Consider the following 18,147-nt stretch of genomic DNA (forward strand, 5'->3'; position numbering starts at 1 on the left):
TACAAAGAGATGCAAAAGATTGAACTTATGGCGCCTGCAGGAAATTTTGAATCCCTTCAGGCAGCGTTAGATAATGGAGCCGACTCTATATATTTTGGTGTAGAGCAGTTAAATATGCGTGCTAGAGCATCGATAAATTTCACACTAGACGATTTAGAAGAAATTGCTCAACGTTGTAAGGCCAAAAATGTAAGAACCTATTTAACGCTAAATACCATTATTTACGATCATGATTTATCTATCGTAAAAACCTTGGTTAAAAAGGCAAAAGAGTCAGATATTACAGCGGTTATAGCTATGGACCAAGCGGTTATTGCCATAGCGAGGGAGTTTGATATGGAAGTACATATCTCAACTCAAATAAACATCACCAATCTTGAAACTGTAAAGTTCTATGCCATGTTTGCAGATACTATGGTTTTGAGTAGAGAGTTAAGTTTGCGCCAGGTAAAACACATAACTGAGCAAATAGAGAAAGAACAAATCAAAGGGCCTTCAGGTAGATTGGTAGAGATAGAAATTTTTGGTCATGGAGCACTTTGCATGGCAGTTTCTGGTAAATGTTATATGAGTTTACATGCTTATAATTCTTCTGCTAATAGAGGTGCTTGTAAGCAAAACTGTAGAAAAAAGTATACGGTTGTAGATCAGGAAACAGGTATACAAATGGAGTTGGATAATGAGTATATAATGTCACCAAAAGATTTATGTACCATAGACTTTTTAAATCAAGTAGCAGATGCAGGTATTAAGGTTTTAAAAATTGAAGGTAGAGGTAGAGCACCAGAATATGTAGCTAAAGTAATTAAGTGCTACAGAGAAGCTATAGATAGTTTAGAAAATGGAACGTATTCTAAAGAGCAAGTTATCTCTTGGATGCAAGACTTAGAAAAAGTTTATAATAGAGGATTTTGGAGTGGCTATTACTTAGGGCAGAAGCTAGGAGAGTGGAGCAAAGGCTCAGGCAGTCACGCTACCCAAAAGAAAGTTTATATAGGTAAAGGTGTGCATTATTTTCCAAAGGCTAAAATCGGAGAGTTTAAGATTGAGGCTTACGACATTTCTCTTGGTGATACAATTTTAATTACAGGACCTACAACTGGAGCTAAAGAATTTGAATTAAAAGAAATGCTGGTCAATGACAAGCCACAAGAAAAAGGTACTAAAGGAGATGCTATAACCATTCCATTAGATTTTAGGGTAAGACCATCAGACAAACTCTACAAAATTGTAGAAAATAAAGTTGAAGCCTAATGGTTATTATTACATTACAACGCAACAAGTGCATTGGTTGTAATTACTGTGTAGAATTGGCGCCACAACAATTTCAGATGTCTAAGAGAGATGGAAAATCAGTGCTGTTACATGCGGAAGAAAAGAAAGGATTTTACACACTAAAATCTAAGGATTATGAAATTTTAGAGCCAAGTCAGAATGCTTCAAAAGCATGTCCTGTTAATATTATTAGCGTAAAGCAAGTTTAGATTCTAAAATACATCTTTTAAGGATATCTATATAAAACACTAAAAAATCATATCTTTACTCTTTAATAATTTTATGAATCCTTTATTTAGGCTTTAAGTAGTCTAGATTCAATATATATAATTCTATATGGCTTGTAACAGTTGCGCAACTGGTAAAGACGGTCAGCCAAAAGGATGTAAAAACAATGGGACTTGTGGCACAGATAGCTGCAATAAACTTACTGTTTTTGACTGGTTGGCTAATATGTCACTTCCAAACGGACAAGAACCTTTTATAGGTGTTGAAGTACGTTTTAAAAATGGAAGAAAACAATATTATAAAAATACAGAAAATCTCACATTAAGTATTGGCGACATTGTTGCCACTCAAGCAAAATCTGGTCATGATATTGGTATGGTAACCTTAACGGGTGAATTGGTGCGTGTACAAATGAAACGCAAAAAAATTGATATTGAAGATTCAGAAAATGTTTTAAAAATATACCGTAAAGCATCTCAAAAGGATATAGATATTTGGTCTAGTTCTAGAGATAAGGAAGAACCAATGAAGGTTAAAGCAAGACAGTTTGCTATAGACCTTAACCTAAAAATGAAAATCTCTGATATCGAATATCAAGGAGATGGGAGTAAGGCTACATTTTACTATACTGCAGAAGAACGTGTAGATTTTAGAGAACTAATTAAAGTCTTTGCAAGAGAATTTAAAACAAGAATTGAAATGCGTCAGGTTGGTTTTAGACAAGAGGCAGCAAGACTTGGAGGTATTGGTTCTTGTGGAAGAGAATTATGTTGTTCTACTTGGTTAACCGATTTTAGATCGGTGAGTACTTCAGCAGCAAGGTACCAGCAATTGTCATTAAATCCATTAAAGTTAGCAGGACAGTGCGGTAAGCTTAAGTGTTGTCTTAATTACGAACTAGATGCTTATTTAGATGCCTTAAAAGCTTTCCCAAAAAACGATACAAAACTATATACAGAAAAGGGAACAGCAGTTTGCCAAAAGACAGATATCTTTAAAGGTCTTATGTGGTATGCATATGAGGGAGAATGGATGAATTGGCATGTAATTACTGCAGCGCAAGCCAATGAGATTATTTCAAAAAACAAGAAAAGAGAAAAAGTCGCAAGTCTTGAAGAATATGCTGCAGAGCACATACAAGACACTAAAACAGAGTTTGAAAACGTTGTAGGTCAAGACAGTTTAACACGTTTCGATAATCCAAAACCTAAAAAGAAACGTAATAAGAATAGGAACAGAAATAAAAACCGTAACAAAAATCGCAATCAAAAACAAAATGCAAAGAAGAACTAATTGGTTATTGCTAGCCCTTGTAAGTTTGTTTTTGGGTACAAGCTGCGATTCTAAAGCCGTTTTTGATGAGTATAAATCTGTTCCAAATCAGTGGCATAAAGATTCAATAGCAACGTTTTATTTTAAAGCACCAGACACTACAAATAATTATAATCTTTACGTTAATCTAAGAAACAATAATGACTATGCATATAGCAATTTGTTTCTCATTGTAGAATTAAATTATCCTAATGGTAAAGCCATTACAGATACATTAGAATATAAAATGGCTGCAAAAAACGGTGAACTTTTGGGTTCGGGATTTACAGATATAAAAGAAAATAAACTTTGGTATAGAGGTTATAAATCTCCATTTAAATTTACAGAAAACGGAGATTATAGCGTAAATATTCAACATGCTATGCGAAAAAACGGAGAGGTCAATGGTGTTGAAAATTTAGAAGGAATTACAGATATAGGTTTTAGGGTAGAATCAGCTCAAAATTAGGTGTTATGGCAAAAAAGAAGACAACAAAATCTAAAGCAGAAACAGTAGATTTTTCAAAATATGTAAGATGGTTTTGGATGCTATTTGCAGGAGGTGTTCTTGCTGTAGTATTGTTATTTCTTTTTGCGTCTTGGGGACTGTTAGGAGAGATGCCAGATCATACCAGATTAGAAAATCCTGAAACGAACTTAGCAACAGAAATCATTTCTTCAGATGGTGTTACACTAGGTAAGTTTTATTTTGATGATAATAGAACACCTGTGGGATATGACGATTTACCAAAACACTTAGTTGATGCTTTAGTTGCTACTGAAGATATTCGCTTTTATGACCATTCAGGAATTGATGGAAGAGGAACACTTCGAGCAATATTTAAATTAGGAAGCGGAGGTGGAGCGAGTACAATATCTCAGCAATTGGCAAAGCAGTTATTCACGGATCAGGTGTCTCAAAATAAATTTGAACGAGCGCTTCAAAAAGTAAGAGAGTGGATTATTGCTATCCGTCTAGAACGTCAATACACCAAGGAGGAAATAATAACTCAGTATTTCAATATTTACGACTTTAATAATCATGCAGATGGTATTCGTTCGGCATCTAGAATTTATTTTGGAAAGGAACCAAGAGATTTAGACATTAAGGAGTCAGCTATGTTAGTTGGGATGTTCAAAAATTCTTCATTATACAATCCTAGACCTCATAAAAATCCTGTTGGAACTAAAAATAGACGTAATGTTGTCTTGGCTCAAATGCATAAGTACGGCTATATTACAGAAGAGGTAAAAGATTCTTTACAAGCCACAGAATTAGATCTTAATTATACTCCAGAATCACATCGAGAAGGGATTGCAACTTATTTTAGAGAATACCTAAGAGCTTTCATGAAAGATTGGGCAAATGAAGAAGCTAATAGAAAACCAGATGGTTCTAAATACGACTTGTATAGTGACGGGTTAAAGGTGTTTGTTACCATTGATTCGCGTATGCAAAAATATGCCGAAGAAGCTATTGCACTGCATATGCCTAGGTTACAAGCAGAATTTGATCACCAAAATACACCAGATAGAAATCCTACAGCTCCATTTTTAGAGTTGTCAAAATCTGAAGTTAATAATCTACTTAAAGCAGGAATGCGAAGAGGTGAGCGTTGGAGAATTCTAAAGGAACAAGGTAAATCTGATAAAGAAATAGAAGCATCATTTCATAAACCTGTTGAAATGACAGTGTTTAAATGGACAGATGGTAAACCAAGTGAGGTAGATACCGTAATGAAGCCAATAGATTCTATGCGATATTACAAATCCTTTTTACGTCCTGGTATGATGTCTATGGACCCATCTAATGGTCATGTAAAAGCATGGGTTGGTGGTATGAATTATAAGCATTTTAAATATGATATGGTTAAGCAGGGAAAACGACAAGTTGGTTCTACCTTTAAGCCTTTTGTTTATGCCACAGCAATAGACCAATTGCAAGTATCTCCATGCGATTCTTTCCCAAGAACACCTATTACTATAGAGGCTAATAAATTTGGAAATCCAGAACCATGGACGACTAAGAATTCGGATGGAAATTACTCGGGTAAGCAAACCCTAAAGGATGCATTAGCAAGTTCTACAAATACCATTACAGCTCGTTTAATGAACGAGATTGGTCCGCAACCTGTAGTTGAAATGGCTAAAAAATTAGGAGTAGAGCAAGATATCTTACCAGTACCAGCAATAGCTCTAGGTACACCAGATATTAGTGTATATGAAATGGTCGCAGCGTATTCAACCTTTGCTAATAAAGGTGTTTACAATACACCAGTAATGGTTACACGTATTGAAGATAAAAACGGCACAGTACTTTATCAAGTAGCACCAGAAAGTAAAGATGTGTTAAGTGAAGAGGTGGCATATGTTACTGTGAATTTAATGGAAGGTGTAACACAAGCTGGTTCTGGTCGTAGATTAAGACATAAAGGGTTTGACAAATGGAATGCTGTTTATAAAGAAATTATCACAGGCTACCCTTATGAATTAACAAATCCAATAGCAGGAAAAACAGGTACAACTCAAAATCAGAGTGATGGTTGGTTTATGGGAATGGTGCCAAATTTGGTAACAGGTGTTTGGGTTGGTGCAGAAGATAGAGCAGCACATTTTAAAAGTATTTCTTATGGTCAAGGAGCTTCTATGGCATTACCGATTTGGGGATTGTATATGAAAGCTTGTTATGCAGATAAAACACTTAATGTCTCTAAAGACGAGTTCGAAAAGCCTTCAGAATTATCGATTAATATAGATTGTACCGCAAAAGATGAGGGCGATTTAATTGATGAAAGTGAGAGTAGCGAAGACAATGAAATTGAAATAGATTTCGATTAAATACAACATAGTCACACCCTTATTTATTTTATAAGAAACTATTAATTTATAGCATTGTTTTGTATTTTTCCAAAAGGAAAAATATACAATCATGATTAATAAAAAAGTAGCTAATGTTACTGAAGCTTTACAAGGCGTAAAGGACAACATGACCTTTATGTTTGGAGGTTTCGGCTTATCAGGTATACCAGAAAATGCAATAGCAGAGCTCGTAAAATTAAATGTAAAAGGTTTAACATGTATTTCTAATAATGCAGGTGTAGATGATTTTGGTTTAGGCTTATTACTTCAGCAAAAACAAATCAAAAAAATGATATCGTCATACGTAGGAGAAAATGACGAATTTGAACGCCAAATGCTTTCAGGAGAGCTTGAAGTAGAATTAATACCTCAAGGTACATTGGCAGAACGAGCAAGAGCCGCTCAGGCTGGTTTCCCTGCATTTTTTACTCCAGCAGGTTATGGTACCGAAGTTGCAGAAGGCAAAGAAACGAGAGAATTTAATGGTAAAATGTATGTGTTAGAGCATGCTTTTAAAGCCGATTTTGGGTTTATTAAAGCTTGGAAAGGTGATGCTGCAGGTAATCTTATTTTTAAAGGTACAGCTCGTAATTTTAATCCTAATATGTGTGGTGCCGCTAACATTACAGTTGCTGAGGTAGAAGAGCTGGTTCCTGTTGGAGAGTTAGATCCAAATCAGATACATATTCCTGGCATATTTGTACAAAGAATATTTGAGGGAGCGCATTATGAAAAGAGAATAGAGCAAAGAACGGTAAGACAAAGAAGTTAGTTATGTTAGATAAAAACGGAATAGCAAAACGAATTGCAAAAGAAGTAAAAGATGGTTACTATGTAAACCTTGGTATAGGTATACCAACTTTGGTGGCTAATTTTGTAAGAGACGATATAGAAGTAGAGTTTCAAAGTGAGAATGGAGTCCTTGGTATGGGACCATTTCCATTTGAAGGTGAAGAAGATGCCGATGTTATTAATGCAGGAAAACAAACCATAACAACATTGCCAGGAGCCTCCTTTTTTGATTCGGCAATGAGTTTTTCTATGATTAGAGGCCAGCATGTAGATTTAACAATTCTTGGCGCAATGGAAGTTGCTGAGAATGGAGATATTGCCAACTGGAAAATACCAGGTAAAATGGTAAAAGGCATGGGAGGCGCTATGGATTTGGTAGCAAGTGCAGAAAATATTATTGTAGCTATGATGCATACCAATAGAGCAGGAGCATCCAAACTTTTAAAATCCTGTACTTTACCTTTAACAGGTGTTGGTTGTGTAAAGAAAATAGTAACCAATCTGGCTGTAATAGAGGTAACAGCTGAAGGTTTTAAATTGTTAGAGCGTGCACCAGGTGTTTCTGTAGAAGAGATCCAAAAAGCAACAGAAGGACATTTAATTATAGAAGGAGATATTCCTGAGATGGCTATTTAACGTTTGAAAAGACGTAACAAAATACTAATTGGGCTCATATTTTTTATAGGCATATCTATTTATGTCATAACACAACATGTCCTACCCTATGCTATTTTACATCCTCAAAGAGTAAATAGCGAAAATCACTTAGACTCTAATAACATACCTTACGAAGTAGTTAATTTAAAATCTTTTGATGGTATTAATTTAACGGGTTATCGTGTGACATCTTTAGCAGATTCTACAAGAGCATCAATCATATTGGTACATGGAATTGGAGGCTGTAAAGAGCACTTTACAAGTTTAGCTATTTCCCTTGCTGAGTTGGGATTTGAAAGTTGGATTTTTGATAATAGAGCTCATGGCAAAAGTGAAGGGAAATTTTCTACCTACGGATATTTAGAAAAGAAAGACATTTCAATAATAATTGATGAAATTAAAAAAGTAAGGCAAGATGCAAAAGTTGGTATATGGGGAAATTCTTTAGGAGGTGCAATTGCGTTGCAGGCTATGGAGTATGATAAAAGGCTAAATTTTGGAGTTATAGAAAGTACATTTACCGATTTAAGACAAATTGTATATGACTATCAAGCGAGATATTTTTTTGGAATAGGATTAAAGTGGATATGCGATTTAACCTTAGATAAAGCAAGTGAACTTACAGATTTTAATCCAGATAAAGTTAAGCCCTTAGAATCTGTAAAATACATTAATCAACCAGTACTTATTGCTCATGGTAATGCAGATAAAAATATCAGTTTTGAATATGGTAAAGCTTTATTTTCAAATTTAGCATCAAAAGAAAAAGAATTTGTTGCCGTTGAAGGAGGAGGTCATTATGGTTTGTTTAATACAGGTGGAGAAAATTACGCTACAAAACTGTTCAACTTTCTTTTAAAAAAGAGCGAATAAACTCTTAAATGTTAAAAATAAATGCATTTCATCGATTTATAGTGCTTTTAAACAGAAAAAATAAAAATTAATTAGATATTAGTCATCCCAAATCAAAAACTAAATTAACCCTAATTTACCATAAACTTAATTTACAGATTTTGCCCCAAATCTAGCATAAACCAAAGCTTATGAAAACCAAATCAAATCTACCAGAACCTACTTTAAATGAAAACGTGATGTTTTCAAACTTAAGAAACACTATGAAGGTAATTTCGGGTGTTTTAAAGTTAACTAAGAAAATATTCATGCTATAACCCTTTTGGGATAGCATGAATTAATTTTTTAGTATACTCTCTTTCAGGAGAAGCATAAATCTTATCAGCATCTCCAATTTCTTCAATTTTACCTTTATTCATTACCAGTAATTGGTCTGCCATGTATTTAACAACAGCAAGATCATGAGAAATAAAAATATAGGTAAATCCAAACTGAGCTTTTAGATCATTTAATAGATTAAGTACTTGTGCTTGTACAGAAATGTCTAAAGCAGAAACTGATTCGTCGCAAACAATAAGTTGAGGCTGTAGCGCAATAGTTCTGGCAATACCAACACGTTGTCTTTGGCCTCCAGAAAACTCATGAGGATATTTATAAAAACTAGAAGTATCTAATCCTACTCTTGTTAAGATATCCAGAACCTTTTCTTTTCTTTCTTCAAAAGAATTGCCAATGTTATGAACTTTCATGGGTTCGATTATGGCATTGCCCACAGTCATCCTTGGATTTAGTGATGCAAATGGATCTTGAAATATAATTTGAATGTCTTTCCTTAAAGCTCTTAATTCAGATTTTTTTAGATTGGTTATATCCTTTCCTTTGTATTTAATACTTCCAGAAGTTGCTTTATCTAATTGAAGTATGGCATTGCCTAAAGTGGATTTGCCACAACCAGACTCACCAACCAAACCAATAGTTTCTCCAGGATATACCTTAAAGCTTACTCCATCTACAGCTTTAAAGGCTGTGTCTTTTGAAAACAATCCTTTATTAGAAAGATAAACTTTTTCGACATCGACAACTTCAAGTAAAGGTTCCTTAGCATATAATTTTTTATGGTTGGCAGTTCGTTCTTCTTTTGAGATAATATCATTATTAATCTCTCCGTTTATAAAATCCGAAATTGTAGGTAATTGTTTTAATCTCGTTTTTGTTGAAGGTCGCGCGTTAATAAGCGCTCTTGTATATATATGCTTTGGTTGGTTAAAGATTAAAGACGTTGCACCTTGCTCAACAATTTCACCATTATACATTACCATTACTCTATCTGCAAGTTCAGAAACAAGAGATAAATCATGAGAAATAAACAAAACACTCATTTTTGTTTCCTTCTGTATTTCTTTAAGGAGCATTAATATCTCTTTTTGTACGGTAACATCTAATGCGGTTGTGGGCTCGTCTGCAATAAGGATTTGCGGTTTACATGCTATGGCCATAGCAATCATAACTCTTTGTTTTTGACCGCCTGAGATTTCATGTGGATAAGACTTATAGATCCTTTTAGGATTGGGCAGTTTTACCTTTTCAAAAAGTGAAATGATTTCATCTTTAATTTCAAGTCTAGATAAGTTAGTGTGCTGTTTCAAAATCTCTTCAATTTGATTGCCACATCGCATAGAAGGGTTTAAAGAACTCATCGGTTCTTGAAAAATCATTGAGATTTGATTACCTCGAATCTTTTGAAAGTTCTTATCCGAAAGTTGTACTAATTCTTTATTTTCAAAAGTGATAGATCCCGATGTTATTTTTAAGATTTGCTTTGGTAATAAGCCCATTAAAGCTAGAGATGAGACGGATTTTCCAGAACCAGATTCACCAACAACAGCTACAATTTCATTTTCAAATAAATCATAGGAAATGTTACTGATAATTTTGTGCTCTTGACGAGACTTAAATGCAGAAATGTTTAAGTCCTTTATGCTCAACAATTTTTTATGTGTCATAAGTAAATGTAGTCATTTTCTTCAAATGCTTTACGGTAAAAACGCAATAATAATTAAAGCGAATGTATTTTGTCGAAAACGTTTTCGTAAAAACTAAAATTCTTTAACAATTTTCATAATTTGTTAAAGAATTATTAAAATATTAACCATTAAACTATTTATTTTTATGAAAAAAGCTTTTACTAATCTCAAATCATTTTTGGCAGTTACCTTTTTATTAGGCATTATATTTAATATAAATGCTCAAGACTGGACTAAAGAAAATTCAGACCTATATTATATAGATACAAATGGTAAGGTTTATATGCAACCAGACTATAGTTCAGTAGCTATTTATTTTAACAATGATATAGTACCAGAAAGCACAAAGCAAAATTTTATAAATAAACTTTCGCTTAATGGAGATTCTAAAGAAGTTAGCGTAATGGATAAAAAAGGGGTGATTATTTTAAAATCTACCAACAACTTAAATTCTATTCAAACTCTTGAAGAGCGTAAAGCTTTTTTAAATTCTTACGGACTTCAAAATGAAGGTGCGTACGATGTGTTACCAGCATTTATGATTGGTGATAAGCAGGCTTGGTTTACCAAAAGAGTAACTATTCGTTTAAATGAAGGAGTAGATTTGGAAGACATTTCATCAGTTTTAAATGAATATGGTGCCCAATTAATAAAGAATATTGTTAATAAGGATACATATTTGCTTAAAGTTGACGAAATTGAAAATCAACTAAATCTTATACAAGAACTTCATGAAATGGATGTTTTAAAATGGGGTGAACCAGATTTTAAAGTAGAGTTGGTAAAATCCACTAATGACCCTATGTATAGCGATTCCTGGCACTTAAATAACACAGGTGGATCAGTAGATGGTAAGGCCTTAGTAGCTGATATAGATGTTAACGCTCCTGAAGCTTGGGGAATTACAACAGGAAACTCTAGTATCGTTGTTGCGGTTATAGATGATGGTGTAGAGGCTCATCCTGATATGCCTACTCTTTTAACTGGTTATACACCAGCAAATAATGGAAACGGAACACCTTCTACAAGTGGAGATGGTCATGGTCAACAAGTTTCGGGTTTAATTAGTGCACAGCACAATACTATTGGTGCAGCAGGAATTGCTCCAGGTGCAAGTACCTTTAGTATAAATATATTTGATCCTAATACATCAAATGCCGATGTTGCTGATGGTATTACCTGGGCTGTAAATCAAGGAGCAGATGTACTTTCTAATTCTTGGGGATTTGGTTCTTGTACTTACAATGTATCTTCTATAACAGATGCATTTACTTACGCTGCAAATAGTGGACGTAATGGAAAAGGATGTTTAATAATGATTGCGTCTGGTAATGATTTTCAGACATGTGTAAGTTATCCTGCCAATTTGCCAAATGTTATGGCAGTTGGTGGTATTTCTGGTGATGGAGGAAGAAGTATGTATAGTAATTATGGTCCTGCTTTAGATATTGCTGCGCCAAGTGATGATGATTGGGTACAGCAAGGAGGTCAATGGTATTCTACAGGTACTCATGGTTTAAGAACATTAGATCGAGTAGGTAGTGCTGGTTGGTATAGTGGTGATTATAGCGATTCTATGGGTGGTACTTCGGGAGCTACTCCTCAGGTTTCTGCGGTTGCTGCACTGGTACTTTCTGTAAATCCAAACCTTACTAAGAGTGAAGTTGAAAATATATTATACACAACTACTAAAAGTGTAGGTGATGCCAATCAATTTGGAGCAGGACTTGTTAATGCTTATGCGGCAGTTTTAGCTGCAGGAGGAAGTGTTGATGATCAGGCTCCAAGTGTTCCATCTGGTCTTGCGGCATCAAACATAGGTTCATCTTCATTTGACGTTAGTTGGAATGCTTCTTCAGATAATGTTGGTGTTACAGGTTACAATGTTTATGTTAATGGGTCTTTATACGGAAGCGTATCAGGAACATCAATTACGATATCAGGATTAACCCCAGATACAACATATGCTATTAGAGTTTCGGCTTATGATGCCGCAGGAAACACTTCTGCTCAGTCTTCTGTGTTAAATGTTACAACAACGCAGTCTGTTTTAGATTGTAGTACAACAGTATCTTCTTTTCCATATTCTGAAGGGTTTGAGAGTAGTTTAGGAGCGTGGTCTCAAAGCTCTGATGATGATATGGATTGGACCAGAGATTCTGCTGGAACACCATCAAGTAGTACTGGACCTTCAAGTGCTGTAGAAGGTACTTATTACGTTTATACTGAAGCTTCAAGTCCAAACTACCCTTCAAAAGAAGCAATTTTAGAAGGACCTTGTTTTGATTTAAGTGGTCTTACCAATCCAGCAATGACTTTTCAATATCATATGTATGGATCGGCTATGGGAACCTTAAGGTTACAAGCTAAAGTAAATGGGTCGTCGACTTGGACAACCATCTGGAGCCTTTCTGGAAATCAAGGTAATTCTTGGCAAGAAGCCGAAGTTAGTTTAGCAAGTTACAGTACAGTTCAGTTACGTTTTCAAAATACTACAGGAACTTCATACACAGGAGATGCAACTATAGATGATATTAATGTTTTTGATAACGCATCAGATACGCAAGCACCAACAGCACCAACGAGCTTAACAGCTTCAAACACAACGCAAACTACAACTGATTTATCTTGGAATGCGTCTTCAGATAATGTTGGTGTAACAGGTTATGAAGTGTTTTCAAATGGTTCTTCAATAGGTACTGTTACTTCGACATCTGCAAACATAACAGGTTTATCAGAGAGTACCACCTACTCTTTTTATGTTACAGCTTTTGATGCTGAAGGTAATGTATCATCAGCTAGTAATACGATTAATGTTACAACATTAGATCCAGTTAGTGGATCAGGTTGTTCGGGTGGAATCTCTTCTTTCCCATACTCTGAGAGTTTCGAAAATACACTGGGAGCTTGGTCACAAAGTTCTGGAGATGATTTCAATTGGACTTTAAGAAGTGGTAGTACTCCATCAAGTAATACAGGACCTTCAAGTGCAAATTCTGGTTCATATTATATTTACATGGAGTCTTCATCACCAAACTACTCTACAAAACGTGCGATTTTAAATTCTCCATGTTTTGATTTAACTTCTGCAAGTCAGGCAACATTTGAATTTGATTATCATATGTATGGTGCAACTTCTATGGGAAGCTTGGCATTAGAATTAAGTGATGACGATGGGTCAACTTGGATTAGCGTTTGGAGTGAATCTGGTAACCAAGGTAATTCTTGGCAAACAGCTAGCGTAAACTTAGCCGCTTACGTTGGAGGAAGTATTCAATTAAGATTTAATGGAGTTACAGGAACAACCTGGCAAGGAGATATGGCTGTAGATGCTGTTAGCCTTTCTACAGGTGGAGGTTCTGGGTCTTGTTCTAATGTAACACTTTCAATAACCTTTGACAACTATCCAGAAGAAACAGCGTGGAGTCTAATTGATGATTCTGGAAGTACAGTAGCTTCTGGAGGAACTTATGGTTCGCAAGCAGATGGTTCTACATTAAATATTAATGTTGGGTGTTTAGATTCTGGTTGTTATGATTTTGTAATTACTGATACTTATGGTGATGGTATTTGCTGTGCTTATGGAAATGGGTCCTATACACTTACAAATTCCGACACAGGTGCAACATTAGCATCTGGAGGTTCTTTTACAAGTTCAGAGACTACTAATTTCTGTTTAGGTTCAACAAGTTCTAATCAATTATATAACACAGGTATAGTTTTAGATAACCCTAATCAATATTTAAAATTGAGTCCAAATCCTGTAAAAGACATACTAAATGTAGATTTAGTAGGCTATGAGGCTCAGACATTCGAAATTATAAACATGTTAGGGCAAACAGTTGCTAAAGGTCGTTATACGTCTACAGTTGATGTTTCTAATCTTGAAAATGGATTATATATACTTCAAGTGAATATTGGAGAAAAGACCAAAATAGAACGATTTATTAAAGAGTAATCTTTTTTATTAGTTTGTTAATCAAAAAGCCTGGAAAATTTACTTTCAGGCTTTTGGTATGAAAAATATCGAATTAGTATAATTTAATTAGAGCGATATAATTAATTATATATGCTTTATCTCATTGTCATGAAGCAATTCATCTCCTCGTAAGCGCAAGAAAATTTGAGCCACAGCCACAGTGTCTTTTTCGCAATAAGTTATGATTCTGTCAATATTATTTTCTTCGTAATACACTCGGTAAACTTCACTACCATCTATGTCATCTTTTGGTGAAGGAATCCCTAATACATTGGTTAGTAGTTTTAGAGAAGTATAGGTTTTATAATCACCAAATTTCCATAACTCTAAAGTATCTAGATGAGGTACTTCCCAAGGTTTTTTGCCAAATAGATTGAGTTTGTATGGCAATTCTATATTATGAATAATCATACGTCTTGCTATGTAAGGAAAGTCGAATTCCTTACCGTTATGCGCACAAAGCAAATGCTTGTTTTGGCTGAAATGAGAAATGATGAGGTTCTTAAAATCTTTTAGAATTTTATCTTCTTCACCATAGAAAGAAGTTACTCTAAAATTCCGGATATCACCTTCCATTTTAAAATACCCTACAGAAATACAGATGATTTTACCAAACTCTGCCCAAATGCCAGCTCTGTCATAAAACTCTTCAGCCGAGAACTCTTCTTTACGTTGGTATCTAGATTTAGCTTCCCAAAGACTCTGTTTGGTTGTGTCTAAATCTGAAAAGTGTTCCGTCTCAGGAACAGTTTCAATATCTAAGAATAATATGTTTTCAAGATTGAGTTTTGAAATCATTGACTCTAAGGTAGTTAAATAAAATTAAAGCAAAAATTATATATTTAGAATAACTTAGTAAAGAAGCTATAAGATATAATATGGAGTGCTTATTCAAGTAGCTTACGTAATTTTCAAAACGTTCTAAGCTTGTTTTTTCTAAATCAACAAAAGCTCTAAAAAAAGCTTGTAATACATGGGTTAGTACAAATGACATAATCACAAAAATTGTCACTGATCGAATTTGTTTATTTGTAAAACTCTTTCTAGATAAAAATCTTAAGCCAAATATTACAAATGATATAAAAGAAAAAAATTCTAAACCTTCATTTAAGATGAAAATTAAAAGGGGATTTTGATTAGAAATTATAAGTAAATCTCTGAAAATAAAACCTAAAAAATAGCTCAATTCAATAAAAAGGAATAGTGAAAATGCTCCTATTAATAAATAGTAAACATTTTTATTTGAAAGAGGTTTTTCCATTAAATCAATTTAGTATTGAAATCATAAACCTAACATTTCATAAGCCTCATCAATGTATAAACTAATATCATAAGTAAAAGCACCAATGCCTGCGTCTGGTGATTTTTGGTGTCCTAACCTTACAATAATTACATTGTCCTCTGGTTGTACGATAACATACTGACCTAAGTGACCACGCATCATTTTAAAGCTTTTTCCATTAACATCTTTCATCCACCATCCGTAACCATATTCTGGACTTTCAGCAAAACGAGGAGTAATGGATTTAGCAACAAAGACTGAGTCTAAGATTTGTTTCCCATTCCATTTGCCATGGTCTTTATATAACTTTCCAAAACGCGCAAAATCTTTTGCATTTCCGGCAATACAGCAATAGGCTTTTACCAAGTCATGATCTTCGCTATCAACTTGCCATAGCACATCGTTTTCACTTCCCAGAGGTTTCCAGAAGCTTTCTTCTAAATATTTGTATAGTTTTTTTCCTGTTGCTTTTTCAATAACCATAGCTAGCATTTGTGTATCACCACTAGCATATTTAAAGGCTTGTCCTGGTTCTGTATCCATTTTTAGGCCATTCATTACTTTGGCTAAGTCATCATCAAAATAAGCGCGAGTTGTAATAGATAATGGAGAATAATAAGCTTCGTCCCAGTTGGTGCCAGATGCCATACTGCTTAAGTCTCCGACGGTCATTTTTTTGGCTTTATCATCGCAAAATGCTGGAAGAAAATCACAAACAGGCTGATCTAAACTTTTAATATAACCATCCATTATAGCTTTACCTAACATTCCAGACACATAGCTTTTTGCCATTGAGAAAGAGTTAGATTTAGAGTCTTCGCCAAAACCATCGTAGTACTCTTCAAACCAAATGCTATCATTTTTAATGATTACATACGCTATAGTTCCCCAATCTTTGTTGGCTTTAGAGAGTTCATCTGTTGGTTTTACAGAATTATAATCTTTGTGGTTTGGCCAAGGTTCTGGATTATCGCTGGCTTTTACTTCTTTATTATCAAAGTACTTGTAGTCTTCAAGGAAGGCTGTGCTATGACCATTTAAGTAAATTGTACGTACCGCTTTTAGTAGGTAATCTGTATCTGTTATGTAAAGTATAGCGACAGTTAGTCCAATAAGTATAACTAAAAATTTAAGTAGTTTTTTTAAGAATTTCATCAGCTAAAATTTATTGTTTTTTAAATGTCAGATGGAATTCGCCATTATTATTTCTGTTGATATCAAATTTATTGTCTAGGCTCATTTCATCTGATTGATTTAAGAATTCTAAATATAGTAAAAATAGGATTTAAAAAAGCGTCTGTTGCTTGTATTCGCTTTCGTGATTGAGCAGCCATTGCTTACGGTGTAAACCACCAGCATAACCCGTAAGACTTCCGTCTGTGCCAATAACACGATGACAAGGTACAATAATCCAAAGCGGATTTTTGCCATTAGCACTTGCCGCAGCACGTATGGTTTTAGCATCACCAAGTTGTTTGGCAAGGTCGAGATAAGAAATGGTTTTTCCGTAAGGGATTTTAGATAGTTGTTTCCAGACTTTTTTTTGAAAATCTGTGCCTTCAGGATTTAATTTTAAATCGAAAGTATTGAGCTGGTTGTTGAAATAGGCTTTAAGCTGAGTGACGCATTCTAAAAGCGATTCAGGAATATTATCGGAAGTGTTCTCAGAGTTATCTAATATTGAAACGTGAGTAATGCCATCTTGGTCACCAACAATTTTGGTAATACCAAGCGGAGTTTCAACATAGCAGGTGTCCATTAATTTTCAGGATTGTCGTTGTCTATTAAGCCAAGACGCTTTGCTCTGCTTTCCCAACTTTTTCTGGCAAGCATTTGTAAGTCTGATACGTTATCGCTTTCGTCCATAATCTCTAGTCCAAGTAAGGTTTCAATCACATCTTCCATAGTTACGATGCCGCTTACAGAGCCATATTCATCTACTACAAGAGCCATGTGATTTCGACTTTCAACAAGTTGTTCAAACAATGTTGGAATAGGAAGGCTTCGGTTTACGATAATAATACTTCGCTTAATTTCAGACAGTAATTTATCACCATTACCTAATCCCATTTCTTTAAACACTTCATCCTTTAAAACTAAGCCAGTAATATTATCAGGATTTTCTGTATACACTGGAATTCTTGAAAAACGAATATTAGAGTTGGCTTCAAAGAAGTCTCTAACGGTCATCGTTTCGTTTTCAGTTTTTAAGACTGTACGAGGAGTCATAATGTCTTTGGCTTGCACTTCTTTAAAGTTAAGAAGGTTTTTAATGACCTTACTTTCACTTTCTTCAAACACACCTTCTTCGTGAGCTATATCTGCCATTGCAACAAATCCTTCGCGACTCAAAACACTGCCATGACCTTTACCTCCAATTAGTTTTGTGGTAAGCTGTAAAACCCACAAAATACCAGTCCATTTTAATGGAAATATTAAAACATTAAGTGCTTTTGCTGTAAAGTTGGCGAGTTGTTTCCAAAAGGTTGCACCAATGGTTTTAGGGATAATTTCTGAAGCAACTAAAATTAGTATAGTCATTACAGTAGAAACAATACCTACCATAACATCTTCAGTTAATTCGATACCAAGAATACTTCTTTTAGTGTTTCCGTAAAGTTCTGCATAGGCCACTTTAGCTTGTACACCAACCAATATTGCGCCTACTGTGTGTGCAATCGTGTTTAGGGTTAAAATAGCAATTAACGGACGGTCTACATCTTTTTTTAATTCTTCTAGATCGCTGGCATAAGCTTTGCCTTCTTTCTTTTTTACATTAATAAATGTTGGTGTTATACTGAGTAATACAGCCTCGAGAATGGAACACAAAAAGGAAAAGAAAATAGAAATTATAGCGTAGAATATGAGTAAGCCCATTAATTTTTTTG

At 34.5% G+C, this 18,147-nt stretch carries 16 protein-coding genes; 9 read left to right on the forward strand and 7 right to left on the reverse strand.

Annotation, left to right across the window (positions count from 1 at the left end):
* Positions 1 to 9: 9 nt before the first annotated feature.
* The 8 genes from V1468_RS04700 to V1468_RS04735 all read left to right on the forward strand — a co-directional run bounded on the left by V1468_RS04700 (position 10) and on the right by V1468_RS04735 (position 7,995).
* The gene (locus V1468_RS04700; RefSeq protein ID WP_331809080.1) at positions 10 to 1,254 is read left to right on the forward strand and encodes a peptidase U32 family protein; all 1,245 of its coding nucleotides are present in this window, start codon (positions 10 to 12) and stop codon (positions 1,252 to 1,254) included.
* Positions 1,254 to 1,484, forward strand: coding sequence for a ferredoxin (locus V1468_RS04705; protein ID WP_331809081.1), 231 nt, complete (start codon positions 1,254 to 1,256; stop codon positions 1,482 to 1,484). Before V1468_RS04700 ends, V1468_RS04705 begins: the two co-directional genes overlap by 1 nt.
* A 127-nt stretch (positions 1,485 to 1,611) precedes the next feature.
* Positions 1,612 to 2,796 (forward strand): PSP1 domain-containing protein, encoded by a 1,185-nt coding sequence (locus tag V1468_RS04710; protein ID WP_331809082.1) that lies wholly within the window; start codon positions 1,612 to 1,614, stop codon positions 2,794 to 2,796.
* On the forward strand, positions 2,780 to 3,283 hold the full coding sequence (locus V1468_RS04715) for a gliding motility lipoprotein GldH (protein WP_331809083.1): 504 nt from the start codon (positions 2,780 to 2,782) through the stop codon (positions 3,281 to 3,283). Before V1468_RS04710 ends, V1468_RS04715 begins: the two co-directional genes overlap by 17 nt.
* A 5-nt stretch (positions 3,284 to 3,288) precedes the next feature.
* Positions 3,289 to 5,652 (forward strand): penicillin-binding protein 1A, encoded by a 2,364-nt coding sequence (locus V1468_RS04720; protein WP_331809084.1) that lies wholly within the window; start codon positions 3,289 to 3,291, stop codon positions 5,650 to 5,652.
* Between the two features lie 91 nt (positions 5,653 to 5,743).
* Complete coding sequence (locus V1468_RS04725) at positions 5,744 to 6,445, forward strand: CoA transferase subunit A (RefSeq protein ID WP_331809085.1); 702 nt, start codon at positions 5,744 to 5,746, stop codon at positions 6,443 to 6,445.
* 2 nt (positions 6,446 to 6,447) lie between these two features.
* Positions 6,448 to 7,101: a CoA transferase subunit B gene (locus V1468_RS04730; RefSeq protein ID WP_331809086.1), complete on the forward strand. Its 654-nt coding sequence runs from the start codon at positions 6,448 to 6,450 to the stop codon at positions 7,099 to 7,101.
* A 3-nt stretch (positions 7,102 to 7,104) separates the two neighbouring features.
* A complete protein-coding gene (locus V1468_RS04735) occupies positions 7,105 to 7,995 on the forward strand; it encodes an alpha/beta hydrolase (protein ID WP_331809087.1) in 891 nt (296 codons plus the stop codon).
* 151 nt (positions 7,996 to 8,146) lie between these two features.
* Here V1468_RS04735 and V1468_RS04740 read toward each other — a convergent pair whose 3' ends face one another.
* The gene (locus V1468_RS04740) at positions 8,147 to 8,284 is read right to left on the reverse strand and encodes a hypothetical protein (protein ID WP_331809088.1); all 138 of its coding nucleotides are present in this window, start codon (positions 8,282 to 8,284) and stop codon (positions 8,147 to 8,149) included.
* A 1-nt stretch (position 8,285) separates the two neighbouring features.
* Complete coding sequence (locus V1468_RS04745) at positions 8,286 to 9,977, reverse strand: ABC transporter ATP-binding protein (RefSeq protein WP_331809089.1); 1,692 nt, start codon at positions 9,975 to 9,977, stop codon at positions 8,286 to 8,288.
* Positions 9,978 to 10,143: 166 nt separating this feature from the next.
* Between V1468_RS04745 and V1468_RS04750 the strand changes: the two genes are divergently transcribed.
* Entirely contained in the window at positions 10,144 to 13,956 is a 3,813-nt protein-coding gene (locus V1468_RS04750; RefSeq protein WP_331809090.1) for a S8 family serine peptidase, read from the forward strand.
* Between the two features lie 105 nt (positions 13,957 to 14,061).
* On the opposite strand, the gene V1468_RS04755 is transcribed toward V1468_RS04750, so the two are convergent.
* The 5 genes from V1468_RS04755 to V1468_RS04775 all read right to left on the reverse strand — a co-directional run bounded on the left by V1468_RS04755 (position 14,062) and on the right by V1468_RS04775 (position 18,136).
* A complete protein-coding gene (locus V1468_RS04755) occupies positions 14,062 to 14,775 on the reverse strand; it encodes a 3'-5' exonuclease (RefSeq protein WP_331809091.1) in 714 nt (237 codons plus the stop codon).
* The gene (locus V1468_RS04760) at positions 14,753 to 15,238 is read right to left on the reverse strand and encodes a hypothetical protein (protein ID WP_331809092.1); all 486 of its coding nucleotides are present in this window, start codon (positions 15,236 to 15,238) and stop codon (positions 14,753 to 14,755) included. Before V1468_RS04760 ends, V1468_RS04755 begins: the two co-directional genes overlap by 23 nt.
* Positions 15,239 to 15,259: 21 nt before the next feature.
* Positions 15,260 to 16,414 carry a serine hydrolase domain-containing protein gene (locus tag V1468_RS04765; RefSeq protein ID WP_331809093.1) on the reverse strand — a complete coding sequence of 385 codons (1,155 nt, stop codon included), beginning with the start codon at positions 16,412 to 16,414 and terminating at the stop codon, positions 15,260 to 15,262.
* A gap of 130 nt (positions 16,415 to 16,544) precedes the next feature.
* Entirely contained in the window at positions 16,545 to 17,018 is a 474-nt protein-coding gene (locus V1468_RS04770) for a methylated-DNA--[protein]-cysteine S-methyltransferase (protein WP_331809094.1), read from the reverse strand.
* Positions 17,018 to 18,136 (reverse strand): hemolysin family protein, encoded by a 1,119-nt coding sequence (locus tag V1468_RS04775; RefSeq protein WP_331809095.1) that lies wholly within the window; start codon positions 18,134 to 18,136, stop codon positions 17,018 to 17,020. The genes V1468_RS04770 and V1468_RS04775 overlap by 1 nt, the downstream gene beginning before the upstream one ends.
* Between the last annotated feature and the right edge of the window lie 11 nt (positions 18,137 to 18,147).

This window comes from Winogradskyella poriferorum (genome assembly GCF_036553625.1).
Lineage (GTDB): Bacteria > Bacteroidota > Bacteroidia > Flavobacteriales > Flavobacteriaceae > Winogradskyella > Winogradskyella poriferorum.